The sequence below is a fragment of the Candidatus Thorarchaeota archaeon genome, assembly GCA_013388835.1.
GTDB lineage: Archaea > Asgardarchaeota > Thorarchaeia > Thorarchaeales > Thorarchaeaceae > JACAEL01.
Window position 1 is genome coordinate 38291 of sequence record JACAEL010000055.1, and the last position, 15438, is coordinate 53728.

Genomic DNA, 15438 nt, shown 5'->3' on the forward strand with positions numbered 1-15438 from the left:
ACAACACGCTCTGGCTGTAATGCTTTCGGTCTGGTGCCATGCGGAAACATGGAACAACTCACTGCGAGTCTGCCTCTCTCGACTGGCGTTGCATCCGCCACGAGAGAGTCATTGTCTTGGGATGAGCAGCTCGGTATTCGTCCAGATGACCAATCGCCGTGGAGTGCGGAGCGCCAGTCACAGCATCTGGGTTGGTGTGAGCCTCATCGGAGACCTGCTTGAGAGAGGCTATGAGATAGTCCAGCTCCTCACGCGACTCGCTCTCAGTGGGCTCAATCATGAGACCCTCTGGGACGATAAGTGGAAAGTACACAGTTGGAGCGTGAATGCCAAAGTCGAGGAGCCGCTTTGCAACATTCATTGCACTTACTCCCGTTGAAGTCTTCAGCTGCTCTGCAGACAGTACACACTCGTGCATCCGCGGTGCTCCCGCCGAGAAGGGAAGTGTGTAACCGGGTATCTGGCGCACATGGTGAGCAACATAGTTCGCGTTAAGGACCGCGACTTCAGAGGCTCTCCTGAGACCCTGTCTACCCAGAGCGTATATGTAGGAGTATGCGCGTACTAGGACCCCAAAGTTCCCGTAGAAGCTGTGTACCTTTCCAATTGATCGTGGCAGGTCGTAGTTCAGGTCGAAGCGTCCGTCCGAGAGCCTCACAATCCGTGGGACCGGCAGGAACTCCGCAAGTCGCTCCTTGACCGCGACCGCACCCGCGCCCGGTCCTCCACCTCCGTGAGGAGTCGAGAATGTCTTATGCAGGTTGAGATGAACGACGTCGAAGCCCATGTCACCCGGTCGTGTGATTCCCATTATCGCATTGAAGTTGGCACCGTCATAGTAGAGTAGACCGCCAACATCATGAACTATACCAGCAATCTCCTCAATGTTCTTCTCGAACACGCCAATCGTGTTGGGATTGGTCAGCATGAGACCTGCAGTCTTTGGACCAGCTGCGCTCTTGAGAGCATCGAGATCAACGAGACCATCAGCGTTCGAGGGAATCACTACAACCTCGTAGCCAGCCATCGCTGCTGAGGCGGGGTTTGTTCCGTGCGCAGCGTCGGGAATGAGCATCTCAGTCCTCTGTGCACACTCCTTTGTCACGCACTTGTGATATTCACGCATCAGCATCACACCGGTAAACTCCCCGTGTGCTCCAGCAGCAGGCTGAAGTGTGACAGCATCCATGCCTGTGATCTCTGCAAGCCACCGCTCCAGTTCCCACATTAGCTCCAGCGCGCCTTGAGTGGTACGCACGTCCTGAAGAGGATGAAGCCATGAGAAACCGCGAAGAGCTGCGTTGCGTTCGTTGACGACAGGGTTATACTTCATCGTGCAGCTGCCCAGAGGATAAGTCCCGAGAGTCACTGCGAAGTTCATCTGAGAGAGACGGGTGTAGTGACGTATGACCTGAAGCTCTGTGGTATTTGGTATCAGTGGAGGAGCACTACGTCTCAACTCCGCAGGCACAACTCTGTCTAGTGGGCCGGTCTCCCGCAATACTTCAGGCTCCAGAGGCGGAAAGATGTGGCCTGTCGCGCCGGTCACCGCCTTCTCAAAGATGAGGGGTTCGGGCCATCGGGCCTGCTGGAAACGCCTATCATTCGGACCTGTATAGGGCACTATCATTCACCTCCCGCAATGTCACGGACTGCCTGCACCATGTCGTCAATGACCTTCTTCGACTGCAGCTCTGTCACTGAGAACAACATGGACTCTCCCAAGCTTGGAAACTCAGTGTTCAGAATCCAGCCACCATGGATACCACGCTTGAGTAGGCCCTCATGCACGTCATTGGATTTCAGCCCGTCGGTGAAGCGCACGACGAACCCTTTCCAGATGTGCTTTCCGATCGCGGGAGCAGTCACACCTCTGATCTTGTTCAACTGACTCGCTGCGTAGTTAGACTTGTGAGCGATTATCTCACCGAGCTGACAGAGTCCCTGCGAACCGAGAGTCGACAGGTAGATTGCAGCCGTCACTGCCATCAGTGCTTGGTTGGAACAGATGTTGCTCGTGGCCTTCTCACGACGTATGTGCTGTTCACGAGGACTGAGCGTGAGTACGAATCCCTGGTCTCGTGGTTCTCCGGTCGTGTAGGTCATGCCGACCAATCGACCGGGGAGCTGATAGATGAGCTTGCGGTCGTTTCTGCAGCCGAATACGCCAAGAAGCGGGCCACCGTAGGAAACGGGGTTCCCGAGCATCTGACCTTCCCCAATCACGATGTCAGCTCCATATTGGCCTGGCGGCCGTAGGATTCCCAGAGAGAGGACATCGACGCCAGCCACAAGGAGAGCATCATTCTCATGAACAATGCGGCTTATCTCGTCGACCTGAGTCTCAAGGAATCCCAAGTAACTGGGGTTCTCAACGTAGACTCCTGCGATCTGGTCATCTATCTTTGAGGAGAGATCTGCCAGTGACATGAGGCCAGTCTTCGAGTCAAATGCTACGCGTTCGACCTGTATACCTGCAGGCTCAGCAAGAGTCAACATGGCCCTGTAGTGTGCAGTGTTGATCGTGCCAGGAACCAAGAACTTGGGCTTCTTCTTGTTCACGCGTGACGCCATGCGTGCTGCCTCACCAAGCGCAGTCCCCATGTCATACATACTGCTGTTCACAACGTCAATTTCGAGTAGCTCTGCAAGAAGACTCTGGTACTCGTAGAGTGTCTGGAGCATCCCTTGGCTTATCTCAGGCTGATAGCTTGTATATGCAGTGACGAACTCGGAGCGGCCAGCCACCGCGGTCACTGCAGAAGGAATGTGATGAAAGCCAACACCGGAACCCAAGAACACGCTACCGTCGTCACCGGGCCTGTTCTTCGATGCTAGTTCTTCCACCCGTCGAATCACTTCTAACTCAGTATGCGACGATGGTATGTCAAGATCCCTTCGTAGTCTGAACTTCTCAGGGATATCACCGAATAGCTCGTCAATGGACTTTCGTCCCATGGACTTAAGCATCTCAGCCTCAGTTTCTCTTGACATCGGGATGTATGGATGTTGGAACTCCATTGCAGCGACCCTCGCTCTTTGCTGATGTCTCGGCGCCCCGAGAGCCAAATAGGTCTTCTGACTCTGGCACTGCGGAAACCGTTTTAAAGGCTGTTGAGACTAGCGCACCCCGGGCTGATTCAACTGAAACGATGGCTAATGGAAATACTGGCATGTCCTGTGAAGGATTGCAGGAGTCAGCTCGATTTGGACGTCTTCTCATCTCGCGAAACCTCTTCCAAGGATGGCACAGTCGAGGAGATTGAGGAGGGACTCATAACATGTCCAAAGTGCCATCGCTGGTACCCTGTCATCGAGGGCATAGCATGCATGCTTCCCGACGACCTCCGGTTGAGTGGAAAGCAGAGAATAGAGGAAACAGCGTTCTTGGAGCGATGGAGAGATCGGATACCCACTCACATACTGGAGGACGGAAGACCCTTCGGCCTCCAACCCCAAAGCTGAAATGTCTTACCGTTTTCCAGAAACCCCAATAGCCCCGTGGTGTAGTGGTCAATCATGGCGGGTTTTGGCCTCGCCGACCCAGGTTCGAATCCTGGCGGGGCTACCATATAGTCCGAAGCTAGGTGCGCTCTTTTACACTCAGGTCCTCCATGGAAGGAGAAACCTGCACATTGAAGAGGCGTTTGACCTGTGAGAGGACTAGGTGGTCCCCATTGAGCAGAATGTCAATCATGATGTGTCCAGAGAGACCGGAGGTTGATATCTTCTTCTCAAGCACAGCCTGAACCTGGAACACGCCCGCAGGGTTGTCCATCACAACTGTAATCTGCAGTGGCTTGCCCTTGCCTGGCTGGAGAATGACGTCTTCTATAGCGAGCGCGCTTACAGAGTGAATGTCGACCTTACCCTTCTGATAGGGTATTATGGTTCGTCCCTTGGTCATGTCACAGCCATCACCCAGCTTTGTCATTCCGGCCTCAAGGGTGAGACACTGCGTGTCGTCATCGTGAGCGTAGATGCCGTGCAGGGCGAAGGAGAGTATGTCAGTTGCCTTGGCAGGGTCATCATACAGGTCAAGCAACTTCTCCTCAAGAATGGGTCCCGCAAGTTGTACAGCAGCTTGAGAGTGTTCTGTTCGGTGTATTACCATGCCGATATCGTGAAGATATGTGGATGCCAGCACCACGAGACGTGCATCATCCATGTCTCCGATTCCTTCAGCTACGACGTTGGGCAGGAACGAGGCTGTGAGTATGTCGAATGCGCGTATGGCATTCCAAGATGCAACCTCTGCATGCGTCGGGCCGTGGTCAGTGTATCCAAGTCGTGATACTGCCATCCGATTCGCAGTACGCAGGAAAGCTTGGACACGAGGGGACTTGCTGAGGTATTGGTACATCTCAAGCGACTTGCTGTCGGGAGGTAGGAATTCCTTTACGTCAACTCTCTCCCGATTGAATGGTTCTTGACTTTTGCTCATGGTGAATTCCCCGAGGGAGTAAGCAGATCTCCAGACGTAGGACATTCTCGCAACTCACGTTGGACCGTTTCTATCAACGCGTTTGGTTCCCATACAGTCCAAGAAGGCTCAGACTCGCAGCAACTTCTGAACAATCATCAGACTACGATGACATATCAGACGAGGCGAGAAGCCAGCGCGAGTCCGGGACCTGTGTTGCACAGTGTCTGAAGTCTGCGCAGCGGGACACGACTCCACCCTGTCTGGAGAGATAAGGCTTCCCAAATGGGAATGCCTCAGATCTCTCCAGCCTCTTCGCGCAAGGTCATCAAGATGCGATCACTCGCTGAAACAGCCTGCCGGATGGTCTTGAGGTAGTCTTGGTGTGACTTCTCAAAGGCTGCACGACTTATCTTCTGTGTCTTCTTCCGTGCAAGGAGCTGTCTCAGGCCTGCCTTCGCCCCAGCAATACGCTCCTCTTGAAGTTCGAGCTGAGCGAGAAGGTCCCTGTACTTCGGACCGCAGGCAATCAACTGCTCTCTGAGCTCTGCAACCCTCGACTCGACTGTATCCATCTGGGCCTTGAGGTCTTGTTCTCGCATCATGAACTCCTTCTTCGACACCTTCCCTCGCTTCCGCTCGGCTTCCAGCTTCTCCAAGTCCAGAGCAAGAGCGGTCTTGTTTGAGTACTTGCTGGCGAACTCAGAGAGAAGCGCTGGCGGAGCCACTGATGCTCCTGTTTCCCTCTTGGACACGGACAGGTCCGTTTCTTCAACTGCGTGTGTGGTGACTGTCTTCCTGTAGACGACAAAGACCAGACCGACCAACCCAATCAAGAGGGAGAAGAGAAGGGGACGAGCAGCGGTGGCAAGTGAAACTTGGTAGATGACATACAGTTCAGGTGGATTGAGATGAGATGTGTTATAGCTCACGTATCGCAGGGTTGCATCAAAAGCACCGTAGAGGAGCCGGTATCCCGGCGATGCGTCGATGATAGTCACTCCTGCGGGCATCAGGACATCAACAACATGCGTCGTCACAAGTATCTCCCCGAGTGTTACCATCGGAAGCTCTACCTTGTTTCCTGCAGCAACAGTTTCCTGATAGCTTTGAAGATGAAGGACGTAGTCAACCTTGAAGGTATACTTGTAACCCGGCCAGAACTCCTTGTCACCAAACCGGTCCGCCTTCAGGTTTATACTGTGGGTGAAACTCGCGTTCCAATCATATGATTTGGGCAGTGATGCAGCAAGCAGACCAACTTCATCGTATATGCTGATGGAACTGGCGTACGCCGGAAAGACAATGGGCACCCTGCTCTCCTTAGCAGGACCAGTGTTCTGTAGCGTGATTGTTTCTGTGTAGTAGAGCCAACCCCACGAGTCTATTCGCACTTGTGTGATTCGGTCAGCCACCACTAGTGGTGTATAGGACTTCATGACTATTCGAATCGGATCGACGGACATTGCAGCTACATTGATTCGCACGCCCTCAGGAGAGGTCCCCTGAAGTGTGTCACCACTACGAAACGCGAAGGTCAGAGTTGCTCGTGCCAGAGGATACGGCACGAGAGGGAATCGCAGGCAGTCAAGCTGGTAGAGGTTGTTACCAGCATCGGTAATCACCTGTGTGGAGTGATAGTGGACCGTAACGGTGAATTTGTAGGAGGAGAGTAACCCCACAGGACTTGCCAGCAGTACTCTGAAATGCATCATGCCATCTCGGTCGTCTAGGCGAACTATCGACAGGGTCACAGACTCTTGGTCCGTCGCGGATGCCGAGAGATACTTCGCTGTGTAGTTCTGGTGAATATAGAACTCTATGGCGCTAATTGGAGCGGAGCCATTGTTCTCTACGGTGAACTCGTCGGCAATCTTGAGTTCATGATAGTACAATGTGGAGACTGTCCTTCCCACACTGAGTTTCATGCCCCGCAGTGGTGTTATCGGTATGTCTATTGTGACATTCACATGTGTAACACTGGTCTTGTTCGATGAGTCTGTGGCATTGAACCAGATCATATAGGTCCCGGACCCGTAGGAGGAGAGGTCCTTTCTGGCGGTCCACAGATGGGTCGCGAAATCGTAGTCCAGAGCAGTCCAGCTCCCGGCACCTATCTTATAGGCTGCGCGCCGGACAAGGTATTCGTCAGTCGCATTGAGTTCAAACACAGCAATCTCGTTCACGGTGCTGTTCTGGACAGGTTTGACCACTACAACTTCAGGCGGCTCGTTCGGTACGGCAGTGCCCAGCAGTGGAGCGGACCAGTCCGTGTGCGCTGTGGGCAGACCATCAATGTTCTCCGAACCGCTGAACATGACAATCATTGGATACTGAAGTGCGGTTTCGTTGAGGAACGGGATGTCTCGAGAATCAGTAGAGTTCATTCTAAGAAAGTACTCTATCTGAGTGGTCACGCCATCGTCGCTGGCATTGGACGCGAGAACCCGACTCTGATTGGTGTCAGGGAGGTGGCTGAAGGTCCCGGTGCCATAATCATCTCTGAAGATCACCTTGCTGTAGCTGGCTGGATTGAGGAACGAACTGCCAATCCTAGTGAGCTTGACGACGTATTCGAGATCTTCTCCGTAGAGTGTGTCAGTGGGGTTGGTATATGCTTCTTCTGCAGGGATTATGAAGCGCCGCTCCTCACCAATCCGCATTCCGATGATACCGTCTATGTATCCTTTGAGGAGCCGTTCTTGGTTCAGTGGGGTAGTGGATGTGTCGTCGGGGACCGTCCCGGTCTGGAACAGAGTGCCATTGCGCAGGTATAACTTGTACTCCACAGAGACTGCTTCAGCACCCGTGACTCTCGTGAAGGAATGGTGTGGTGTGCCAGGGGCGTAGCCATAGATGAGGTCGCTGCGGTTGAGACCATCCAAGATGAATGAGTCGCTCGGGTTTTTCCACCCGAGTGCAATCCAACCCTGTGTTCTGCATGATAGACCCACATAAAGGACAGTGGAGTTGTGTTCAAGATAGACGGTGACACCTGTTGCTGAATCGGTATAGCTGTAGGCATACTCCTTAGGGTCGATTATGCCGTCTGCGTGTCCGATGTGAGCGTCCACATAGGGTATGGACATGTTCAGCAGACCTTCGGCAGAGACTTTGCCACCTTCAGGCAAATCCGTGTCGGTCCCATACGTAGTCAATCCCATGAGAGAGCCGGATGCCATCACATTGCTAAACAGGAACAGTAGCAATAAGGAGAAAGTTGCGGCTTGTCGATGCAGATGGCTCACGTTGTATCACCGTGCGTCTTGATGTGTCCACAGGGTCAGCTCAGATATCACTGGACCGCGGACACCGCGCCCAGCTTCTGGTCCGATTAAATAGGTTTCGGACGTTGAACACATGTATCGTGTCTTCCTAGCCAGCTCCTTGCGAATTGTCGAGGGATGTGGGATTGACCACTGAACTGCGACTGTACCTCTTCGAAGCGCCCAGCAATTGGCTTGGCTCATTGATGGCCAATTGGCATGGCAGATTTGGACCCGAAAAGTGTAAAACGAGGACCCGGGTTTCTGCAGAACCTATACAAGGAGCTGACTAGACCCAATGAATACGGTAGCTGCCGGACTGGTAGCATTTCTCGTGGTCCTTCTTGCAACGCCAATCACCATCCGAGCGCTTCTCAGTAAAGGCATGACTGGCACAGACGTTCACAAGGTCAGTCGTCCGGAGATAGCAAAGGGAGGCGGGGTGCTGCTCCTGTTTGGCATTGTGACGGCACTATTGCTAGTGGTCGGCCTGACGACATTCTGCAACGGACAGGTGAGCGCGGGCATACTGGGAGCGCTGGTTGCAATCCTCATGGCCGGGATGATTGGCATAATGGATGACATTCTGGACTTTAGGAACAGGACCAAAGTGATACTCCCCTTGCTCGCATCAATCCCACTTGCTGCCCTGCAGGTCGGCACAACTACCCTCGCAATACCGTTTGTTGGGGTTATCGATCTTGGTGTCTTGTACCCACTTGTTGTTGTACCTTTGATGGTCACATTCATCATTGACTCCACCAACATGTACGCAGGAATGAATGGGCTTGAGGCAGGCCTGACATTCGTGAACGCATCGGCGATAGTGACCTACCTAACACTCATGCCTCTCATTAGGGGCACACCACTTAGTACTGCACAGAATGAGGCGGGATTCATAGCTGCAGCAGTTCTTGGGGCGTCGGCTGCATTTCTTGTCTACAACAGATACCCAGCAAAGATTCTCTCAGGCGATGTGGGACTTCTTCCATTAGGGGCAGCCATGGCAGCGTCACTGATTCTGGGCAACATGGACAGACTTGCGATACTCATGTACACAACGTATGGAATCAACTTCCTGCTGTACATAGTATACAAGACACAAGTGAAACGGAAAGGAATGCCCTATGCGAAGTTTGCCAGTCCGAGGGAAGACGGTACACTCAGCGTTGTGGGACCTTATGCCATGTACTGGATCATTCCACACTTCGTCAGAACAACAGAGAAGCGCAACGTTGAACTCCTAATAGCACTTCAGGCACTGATAGCATATGGTGCGGTCGCAATTCTTCTACTAGGCATCCCGTTAGGAATTGGCTGGATCTAGTTCAGCTTGTCCGGCAGGTAGGTGTCGACGACGAAGTCCACACCATACCGGCTGAACGCCTGCTGCTCCGCCTTCAAGCGGAGTTCTTGAAACTCTCGAATGTACTCCTGCCATGCAGCGTCAGCATAGCGTACGTCGTTCAGCAGCTCGTCCAGTCGCTTCAGGTCAGCATTGGTCATTGGTTCGGTAGGGAGAGCATATTTCTTGATGTCAGCCGCACTGACACCAATCCACTTCGCATCCGGTACGGTGAGGTCCCTGATGTGTGCAGAATTCGCGCTACCTGAAATGATCACACGCGCAATGTGCATACCCCACGGGTCGCCATCTGTGAAGATGTATACCGGCAGACCAAGTTCCTTGTTGAGTCGACGGATTAGACGTCGTGTGGCACGCGGAGACTGCCCGCCCAGATGGACCAAGACTGCTTTGAAGGTCTCCCAGGCGCGGGTCTCGACGAGCCGCGAGAACATACCTCCTGACTCGACTGCAAGCACAATCTCGGCATCTGAACTCACAGGCTCTGCAGTCATGAGAGCAGCTCCAATGGGCAGCCCGTCAGGACTGACTGTGAGGTCCACGGTCCTGCCCGCATAGCCGGGCACAGTGTATCTCATCAGGACCGGCCCATAGACTGAAGAGCGCTCCTCCGAGAAGACCCCGAAGTCTTCTCTTGCCAGCCCGGTGATGCACTCCAAGTCTGTGACAATCCTGTCAGACTCGGCCTGATCCTTGAATTTCACCCCAAAGGCCTCACTGGAGTAGTACAGGTCCCTGAGTGAACTGGTGCGAGAGCAGCTCAGTAGTTTCTTGGCAAAAGACGCAACCCAGAGTGTCTGAGCGAAGCTACGAGCGTGCTTGGAGTTGCCCGAGTCACGGACCACAGTCTGAGGTCCCAGCGCAAATCTCTGTTCGGCCTCACTGAACACAATGTTTGAGGTTTCCCGGTCGGGTATAGACAGCCGCGGAAACTCTCCTCGCCGGATACTCTCAATGACCGCGCTGCCGAGACGGGTCAGGATGTCTATTGGTTGTGAACTATCTCCCATCTTCCTTCACCTCGAAGAGTGCATTGACAAGCGAGTCGATGTCGGAACTATCCTCAGTGCCATCTGTGAGTTCCATTGCAAACCTAGCTATGAGACGCATCTCACGAGACAACTCTCTCATCCTCTTCGACTCCCAAGTGGATTGGACCATCCCCCTAGCTGTAGTCTTGAGCCTTCTTCCAAGCGATCTGTACAGCGCAATCAGTGCCGATTCTATCTCTGCAACTGGTGCAATGGACTGCTTTCCGGCCTCCTTGTAGGGTATCCGGGTGGAACAGACATGGACTGCAAGAATCGGATTGCCCGTCAATCCGGTGCTGTATCGAGACCAGCCAAGACCCCTGTTGACCCTCGTGAGAACACACTCAGCCGCATCGTACAATAGTGGGACTCTGTTTGCAAACCGGTAGAGAAGCGGAAAGTCCAGGTCTGAAGTACCAGCACCAATTGCCAACACGCCCTCCACAATGAACGGGTAGCCTTCCCAATCCCTCACACTGCTACAGGCGTAGCCAAGGGGTCTGCAGTCGAGGACAGCAGCAACAGAATTGAGAAAGCTCTCTTCACCAATCGGGCTGAGACCATCGGAAGATGGAGGTAGTACCCCATCAAAAGTCTTCAGTGCCTTGCTCAACACTATCAGCTCATCACGTGACAGAGTCTCTATACGACGGCTTCCATCAAGAGACAGAAAGGCCAGAAGCCGACTTGCGGTCTGATTGCCCAACTGCTGAAACGAACTCACCAAGAAGTCGCGAAGCCGTGTCTCAGAACGGGACTTGGAAATGAGTCGTCGAAGGAGCTCCAAGTCAGCCGCGCGCGGATGGGGCTTGGTAGGTACTGTCTTGGGAGGAACGGTCCGACACCACGGACCGAATACGATTGTCTGACCGGCTATGCTGGCTTGAATCTCCGCATGGGGAGTGCCCACAGTAGTGAGCCGCAAGTACTCTAGTACCCTGTCTCGTGCCCTCTTCAAGTCCCCCTTGAGCCTTATGTTGACAGTGGTTCCCGTAGTGTCCCGAACTGCTGGTGCCCTATCCTCAATTATCGGTCGATTGTTCTCAATGTCAATGAGAATCCTGAATCTCTCACCCGAGCCACAGCTCGTCCGAGTGTGAATCTCCACAGGCGAGTTCGTCGTCACCTGCCCATACAATACCGCCATCGTGACACCCAGACCGAAGGTTCCCCTTCGCTGTCGCAGGTTATACTTACTTCCATAGAAGACTGTACCAAAGGCGTCAGCCACTTGGTCAGCGGGAACTCCAGAGCCGTTATCAGACACCACAATGGTGAGTGTGCCGGTCTCGTCCTCGTTCAGTTCAACTTGAATTCGCGGAAGGGTTCCGATGTCCTCGCAGGCGTCAAGACTGTTCTCGACTAGCTCCCGGACCGTTGAGTATACTGCTTGCACTTGGTTTCCAAAGCCAGCCATCTGACGGTTTCTGTAGAAGAACTCCGATGGCGAAATCCTTGCGAAAGAATCGGATGTGTCAGATGGCGTCATCGCATGGTCAATGATAGGTCTCATAGCGTTCATATTAGGCGACGTATTACGGACCTACTGCTCCCACAGCTCCACGGATGCACGGGTTATCTCGCGACGCATCTTCTCAAGGTATCCGTATACTGCCGGGTGAGGAGCACCCTGAATGAGCATTTCAATGGCGCGGGTTGCATACTCCAAGCCCGGGTCAACTCCGATTATTGAAGCCGTGTGACCGTACACGCTGACTTTGACCCCGGTTATCTCTTCGATTACGCGTCGTGCACGACCCCTCTCTCCAATCAGTCGTCCGGAAATGCGCTTTATATGGGACGGTGACGACCCGGCATTCTCTTTCAGAGACATCACGACCAGTCGAGCGTCCTCATCAATCAGCGTAAGCGCATTGTGTGGACTGAATCCCCTACCTATAGCATGCACAATGTCACGCGCCTTCCACAGTAGTACGGGGTCTTCCGTGTCAGGCGGACTCCTGATTATCACAAGACCCTCGTGATCTATCTCCAGAATCACATTGGTCAGCGACTCTATTCTTTTCTTGACTCGACCGTTCCGCCCAATAATGACACCCACTCGTTCCGTAGGAATCCGTAACGTTTCAATGTGCATCATCTGTTAGTTCACCAGAATTGACGATCGAGTCAACAATGAGTTGTGGATTGTCAGTTTCGACACCGAGTTTCTTGAAGTATGCAATCACGTTTTGAATGTCACGAAGCAGGAACTGCCTAGCATGCTCGTGGGTTCTGAGTACAGACTGAGACACATCGATGAATACGGGACCATTGCTCCACAGGATGTTGTACTCACTGAGATCCGCGTGGACCAGACCAGCCTCTCTGTAGCCAATCTCCACCATTGAGATGATTTCATCAAACACCTCCGCTGGTGACTCTAATCGAGTATCCCGAAGAAGAGGAGCTGCATTGCCCGAACTGCTGTCACCGATAAACTCCATCACCAGGACGTTCCGCTGAATGTCAAGCGGACGAGGAACACGTACTCCCGCCGCGCTATATCTCTGAAGGTTCTTGTACTCTTTCATTGCCCAGAGCGGGATGAGCTGCCGATTTCGGCGACTGACATGTCTGAAGCGAGGGTCTCCGAGGATGTACTCAGACATATAGTTGGATTGAGCAGTCACAACTCGGTATATCTTGATGGCAACTGCATTCCCTTCCGCGTCCTCACCCCTGTAGATGTTCGACTCTTTGCCGGCACTGACCACACCATGGATTCTGCGGAGGGTGCCTCTGCCGAGAAGCCGATACAACACCTTCAGAGTCGGTGGGTCAATCACGCCCTCTACCACTTTGAACTCGTCGTCGTCATGACGACGCTTCATTCCACGGCGTTCGATATCAGACTCAATCAATCTGCGCTTCGTTTCAATGCGCTTCAACGGCACTCACCGACTCACTACAAGCACACAGACGAGAGCAGTGCAAAGGAATCTTGCACATTGGCTAGGACCCATCTCTCGCTTCGGTTCAGAGAACAGGACATCAGGAACTAGAACATCTTAAGGATTCCTTTCTTCTGAAGCCAATCGAGTTCATTACCACGATAGCGCCAGACTACATCGCACTTTGCTTCAGTCTGGAAGTCCCATGGGACTACAAGCACAGTATCGCCGATTCTCATCCAGACCCGCTTCTTCATCCTGCCCGGGATTCGTCCCACACGAATCTCTCCGTCCTCGCAGCGAACGCGCACCCTGTCAAAGCCTAGCATCTGGACAATGATACCGAACATCTCACCATCGTTACGATTTGGGACCCTGACTCTCGTTACCTCACCAGTTCCCGCGTCATCGGATTCTCGATTGGACAAAAACATCCTCCATCTGTCATTCAGCTCCGGAAGGAAGCGGAGCGCTGCCAGCTGGAGGCTCTTGAGGCATTTAAGCGTACCGAAACAGAAGTGGGACCTTCTACTGCGCTGGAGTCTCATCCAACTCTATGACGTACAGAGTATCGTCCAGAAGCAGTGCAGAGACCGTGTCCCCAACTCGGACGGGCACATTTAGTCGCTTCGAGTCGACTTCGACTGTAGCGAAGGAAGTCAAGTCCATGAAGAGTACTGACTGTCCTTGGCAGTCTGCAACAGCAGTGTATCTCCGCTTCCGTTCCTCAGAACATATGAACTCTACAGAACTCCACTTGGAACTGCGAGGGTTCACGGCGAAGGTAGTCCCATCAACCAGGTCATAACAGCTCAGATTGCCATGCGCGATTGCCTTGGCTTGACACGGATGACCACCGACCATTAGGAAGTCGCCCGCTACAAACCGGGGGAGTCGAAGGACAATGGTCACCCTGTATTTTCCCTTGCTGCCCGGCTCCTGACTGATGAGCTTATAGTTCTCCTTCCTCTCGGCCAGAAACGTTGACTCAATCTCATCGGATATTCGTCGAGCAAGATGCTCGGACCCTATCTTGAAGTCCAAACCGTACTTGTGACGCTCGACTGAAGTCACGAAGGCCTTGACATCCCGACCATAGGCGTCATGAGTCATCTGTGTGACGATGTCGCTAATTCGCTCAACCTCGTCTTCGGAGAGATGACGCCCTTGAGCTCGAATCTGAAGCACAGCATTGTGATAGCCGCCACTCATCAGCCCACATGTATCGCATGTTGCAGGGCTGATGCGGATTTGCACTGGTATCCGCTCCTCATGCGCCTCAAGTTCATTGTGCGACTTGCCATGCGCGACCACGGATAGGTCCACTACACGATCAAGCTGACGCTCTATCTCATGGTACAGATCTACGTCAGCATTCAGAAGACTAGCCTCATGCGAGATGAACAGCGCAATCTGCAGGTCTAGCAGTTCGGTGGCATTCACGTAGTGCTCTAGGATTGGCTTCCAACCACCAGGGAGAGCAACCGCACCACAACGCCTGCAGACTTGCATTGACAGAGGGGAGTCGATGTGGACTAGTGGATGTGATTCTCTGTAGCATCGCGGACATAGTCCCTCCACTATCGATTCGGCGCCACATACATAACATGGTGCAGGCATTGCACTCCACCAATTGCGTATTCTGTGCACGCATTATAAGCTGCTTGATGCGACGACATCTATAGACGAACCCACATCGCATGTGGTTGCCCGTCTATGTAGACGACAGCCTGTCTGTGCACCATTCCTGCATCGATTGCAGCTTTGACCGTGGTCGCACCGACCATGTTGACGATTGTGGCACGCTGCATGTGCTCAAGGCATGTCTTCAAGTCCACCAGCTCGCCGCCATAGAACTCCTCACTGACCTTGAACTGAAGGTCTCCCTGAACCAAGGTCTTTCCAAGGAGCTCCTTATCACAGACTGCGACGAGGTAGTGCTCGAGGGTCTCTCTCACGCGCATATAGACAGAACTCATGAGATCACCATATTGTTTACACGGGCCTTATCGCGGTACGTGCACCACAAGCCGTGCAGACCAGATAGTAGGCACCACTCTCATGGGACTCGTTAGTATCTGGACGACCACAGACAGGGCATATCACGTACTGGTTTATGTACTGCCACAGTAGATCCTCTATCTGTTTCGGCGAGAACTTCCCATTGAATGCAGCCCCACTGCCTTCGAAAATGCCTGCAGTAGCGAGCTGACCAGACACATACTTCAAGACCTCCTTCCCGGAGCGATTCAAGACGTCAACTATCTCCTGAAAGTTCTGCCAATAGCTCCGGTTGCCCTGGACCATCAGCTCCACAGGTGGCACTTGGAACCGCTCTCCGGTTCGTTTGAAAGCGTCTTCCGGCACCTGTGACCGAGCACGTTGCAGCAGGCGTTCGTAGTCATCCATACTGGTATTCCAGTCGGCATCGCTATTGAAGCTTCTGCTTGGTGAGACT

14 protein-coding genes and 1 tRNA gene are annotated in these 15438 nt (G+C 53.2%); 3 read left to right on the forward strand and 12 right to left on the reverse strand.

Annotated features, from left to right (window positions below; genetic code table 11):
* Window positions 1–58 precede the first annotated feature (58 nt).
* Both gcvPB and gcvPA read right to left on the reverse strand, forming a co-directional pair.
* Window positions 59–1630: an aminomethyl-transferring glycine dehydrogenase subunit GcvPB gene (gcvPB, locus tag HXY34_09645; GenBank protein NWF96389.1), complete on the reverse strand. Its 1572-nt coding sequence runs from the start codon at window positions 1628–1630 to the stop codon at window positions 59–61.
* The gene (gene gcvPA / locus HXY34_09650; protein ID NWF96390.1) at window positions 1627–3021 is read right to left on the reverse strand and encodes an aminomethyl-transferring glycine dehydrogenase subunit GcvPA; all 1395 of its coding nucleotides are present in this window, start codon (window positions 3019–3021) and stop codon (window positions 1627–1629) included. The genes gcvPB and gcvPA overlap by 4 nt, the downstream gene beginning before the upstream one ends.
* A gap of 138 nt (window positions 3022–3159) precedes the next feature.
* Between gcvPA and HXY34_09655 the strand changes: the two genes are divergently transcribed.
* Together HXY34_09655 and HXY34_09660 are read left to right on the forward strand one after the other, a co-directional pair.
* Window positions 3160–3465 (forward strand): hypothetical protein, encoded by a 306-nt coding sequence (locus tag HXY34_09655; protein NWF96391.1) that lies wholly within the window; start codon window positions 3160–3162, stop codon window positions 3463–3465.
* Window positions 3466–3495: 30 nt separating this feature from the next.
* Window positions 3496–3571 (forward strand) — tRNA-Gln (locus HXY34_09660).
* 12 nt (window positions 3572–3583) lie between these two features.
* Here HXY34_09660 and HXY34_09665 read toward each other — a convergent pair.
* Window positions 3584–4444: a phosphohydrolase gene (locus HXY34_09665; protein NWF96392.1), complete on the reverse strand. Its 861-nt coding sequence runs from the start codon at window positions 4442–4444 to the stop codon at window positions 3584–3586.
* 275 nt (window positions 4445–4719) lie between these two features.
* Window positions 4720–7512, reverse strand: a complete 2793-nt coding sequence (locus HXY34_09670) for an FKBP-type peptidyl-prolyl cis-trans isomerase (protein NWF96393.1) — start codon at window positions 7510–7512, stop codon at window positions 4720–4722.
* Between the two features lie 475 nt (window positions 7513–7987).
* Here HXY34_09670 and HXY34_09675 point away from each other — a divergent pair, with 475 nt between their 5' ends.
* Window positions 7988–9016, forward strand: a complete 1029-nt coding sequence (locus HXY34_09675) for a hypothetical protein (GenBank protein ID NWF96394.1) — start codon at window positions 7988–7990, stop codon at window positions 9014–9016.
* On the opposite strand, the gene HXY34_09680 is transcribed toward HXY34_09675, so the two are convergent.
* The 8 genes from HXY34_09680 to HXY34_09715 all read right to left on the reverse strand — a co-directional run bounded on the left by HXY34_09680 (window position 9013) and on the right by HXY34_09715 (window position 15389).
* Window positions 9013–10065 carry a DNA topoisomerase IV subunit A gene (locus HXY34_09680; GenBank protein ID NWF96395.1) on the reverse strand — a complete coding sequence of 351 codons (1053 nt, stop codon included), beginning with the start codon at window positions 10063–10065 and terminating at the stop codon, window positions 9013–9015. The two genes, HXY34_09675 and HXY34_09680, sit on opposite strands and share 4 nt — an antisense overlap.
* On the reverse strand, window positions 10055–11608 hold the full coding sequence (locus HXY34_09685; protein NWF96396.1) for a DNA topoisomerase VI subunit B: 1554 nt from the start codon (window positions 11606–11608) through the stop codon (window positions 10055–10057). The genes HXY34_09680 and HXY34_09685 overlap by 11 nt, the downstream gene beginning before the upstream one ends.
* Window positions 11609–11629: 21 nt before the next feature.
* The gene (locus HXY34_09690) at window positions 11630–12187 is read right to left on the reverse strand and encodes an RNA-processing protein (GenBank protein NWF96397.1); all 558 of its coding nucleotides are present in this window, start codon (window positions 12185–12187) and stop codon (window positions 11630–11632) included.
* Complete coding sequence (locus HXY34_09695; GenBank protein NWF96398.1) at window positions 12174–12977, reverse strand: serine protein kinase RIO; 804 nt, start codon at window positions 12975–12977, stop codon at window positions 12174–12176. The genes HXY34_09690 and HXY34_09695 overlap by 14 nt, the downstream gene beginning before the upstream one ends.
* Before the next feature lie 110 nt (window positions 12978–13087).
* Entirely contained in the window at window positions 13088–13414 is a 327-nt protein-coding gene (eif1A, locus tag HXY34_09700) for a translation initiation factor eIF-1A (GenBank protein ID NWF96399.1), read from the reverse strand.
* 94 nt (window positions 13415–13508) lie between these two features.
* Window positions 13509–14600 (reverse strand): hypothetical protein, encoded by a 1092-nt coding sequence (locus tag HXY34_09705; GenBank protein ID NWF96400.1) that lies wholly within the window; start codon window positions 14598–14600, stop codon window positions 13509–13511.
* 59 nt (window positions 14601–14659) lie between these two features.
* Window positions 14660–14959: a DUF424 family protein gene (locus HXY34_09710; protein ID NWF96401.1), complete on the reverse strand. Its 300-nt coding sequence runs from the start codon at window positions 14957–14959 to the stop codon at window positions 14660–14662.
* Between the two features lie 16 nt (window positions 14960–14975).
* Complete coding sequence (locus tag HXY34_09715; GenBank protein ID NWF96402.1) at window positions 14976–15389, reverse strand: translation initiation factor IF-2 subunit beta; 414 nt, start codon at window positions 15387–15389, stop codon at window positions 14976–14978.
* Between the last annotated feature and the right edge of the window lie 49 nt (window positions 15390–15438).

What these genes read in the sequence shown, in the direction of transcription:
- gcvPB (NWF96389.1), bottom strand. Translation starts at nt 1,630, where the DNA reads ATGATAGTGCCCTATACAGGTCCGAATGATAGGCGTTTCCAGCAGGCC.
- gcvPA (NWF96390.1), bottom strand. Translation starts at nt 3,021, where the DNA reads ATGGAGTTCCAACATCCATACATCCCGATGTCAAGAGAAACTGAGGCT.
- HXY34_09655 (NWF96391.1), top strand. Translation starts at nt 3,160, where the DNA reads ATGGAAATACTGGCATGTCCTGTGAAGGATTGCAGGAGTCAGCTCGAT.
- HXY34_09665 (NWF96392.1), bottom strand. Translation starts at nt 4,444, where the DNA reads ATGAGCAAAAGTCAAGAACCATTCAATCGGGAGAGAGTTGACGTAAAG.
- HXY34_09670 (NWF96393.1), bottom strand. Translation starts at nt 7,512, where the DNA reads ATGTCCATACCCTATGTGGACGCTCACATCGGACACGCAGACGGCATA.
- HXY34_09675 (NWF96394.1), top strand. Translation starts at nt 7,988, where the DNA reads ATGAATACGGTAGCTGCCGGACTGGTAGCATTTCTCGTGGTCCTTCTT.
- HXY34_09680 (NWF96395.1), bottom strand. Translation starts at nt 10,065, where the DNA reads ATGGGAGATAGTTCACAACCAATAGACATCCTGACCCGTCTCGGCAGC.
- HXY34_09685 (NWF96396.1), bottom strand. Translation starts at nt 11,608, where the DNA reads ATGAACGCTATGAGACCTATCATTGACCATGCGATGACGCCATCTGAC.
- HXY34_09690 (NWF96397.1), bottom strand. Translation starts at nt 12,187, where the DNA reads ATGATGCACATTGAAACGTTACGGATTCCTACGGAACGAGTGGGTGTC.
- eif1A (NWF96399.1), bottom strand. Translation starts at nt 13,414, where the DNA reads ATGTTTTTGTCCAATCGAGAATCCGATGACGCGGGAACTGGTGAGGTA.
- HXY34_09705 (NWF96400.1), bottom strand. Translation starts at nt 14,600, where the DNA reads ATGCCTGCACCATGTTATGTATGTGGCGCCGAATCGATAGTGGAGGGA.
- HXY34_09710 (NWF96401.1), bottom strand. Translation starts at nt 14,959, where the DNA reads ATGAGTTCTGTCTATATGCGCGTGAGAGAGACCCTCGAGCACTACCTC.
- HXY34_09715 (NWF96402.1), bottom strand. Translation starts at nt 15,389, where the DNA reads ATGGATGACTACGAACGCCTGCTGCAACGTGCTCGGTCACAGGTGCCG.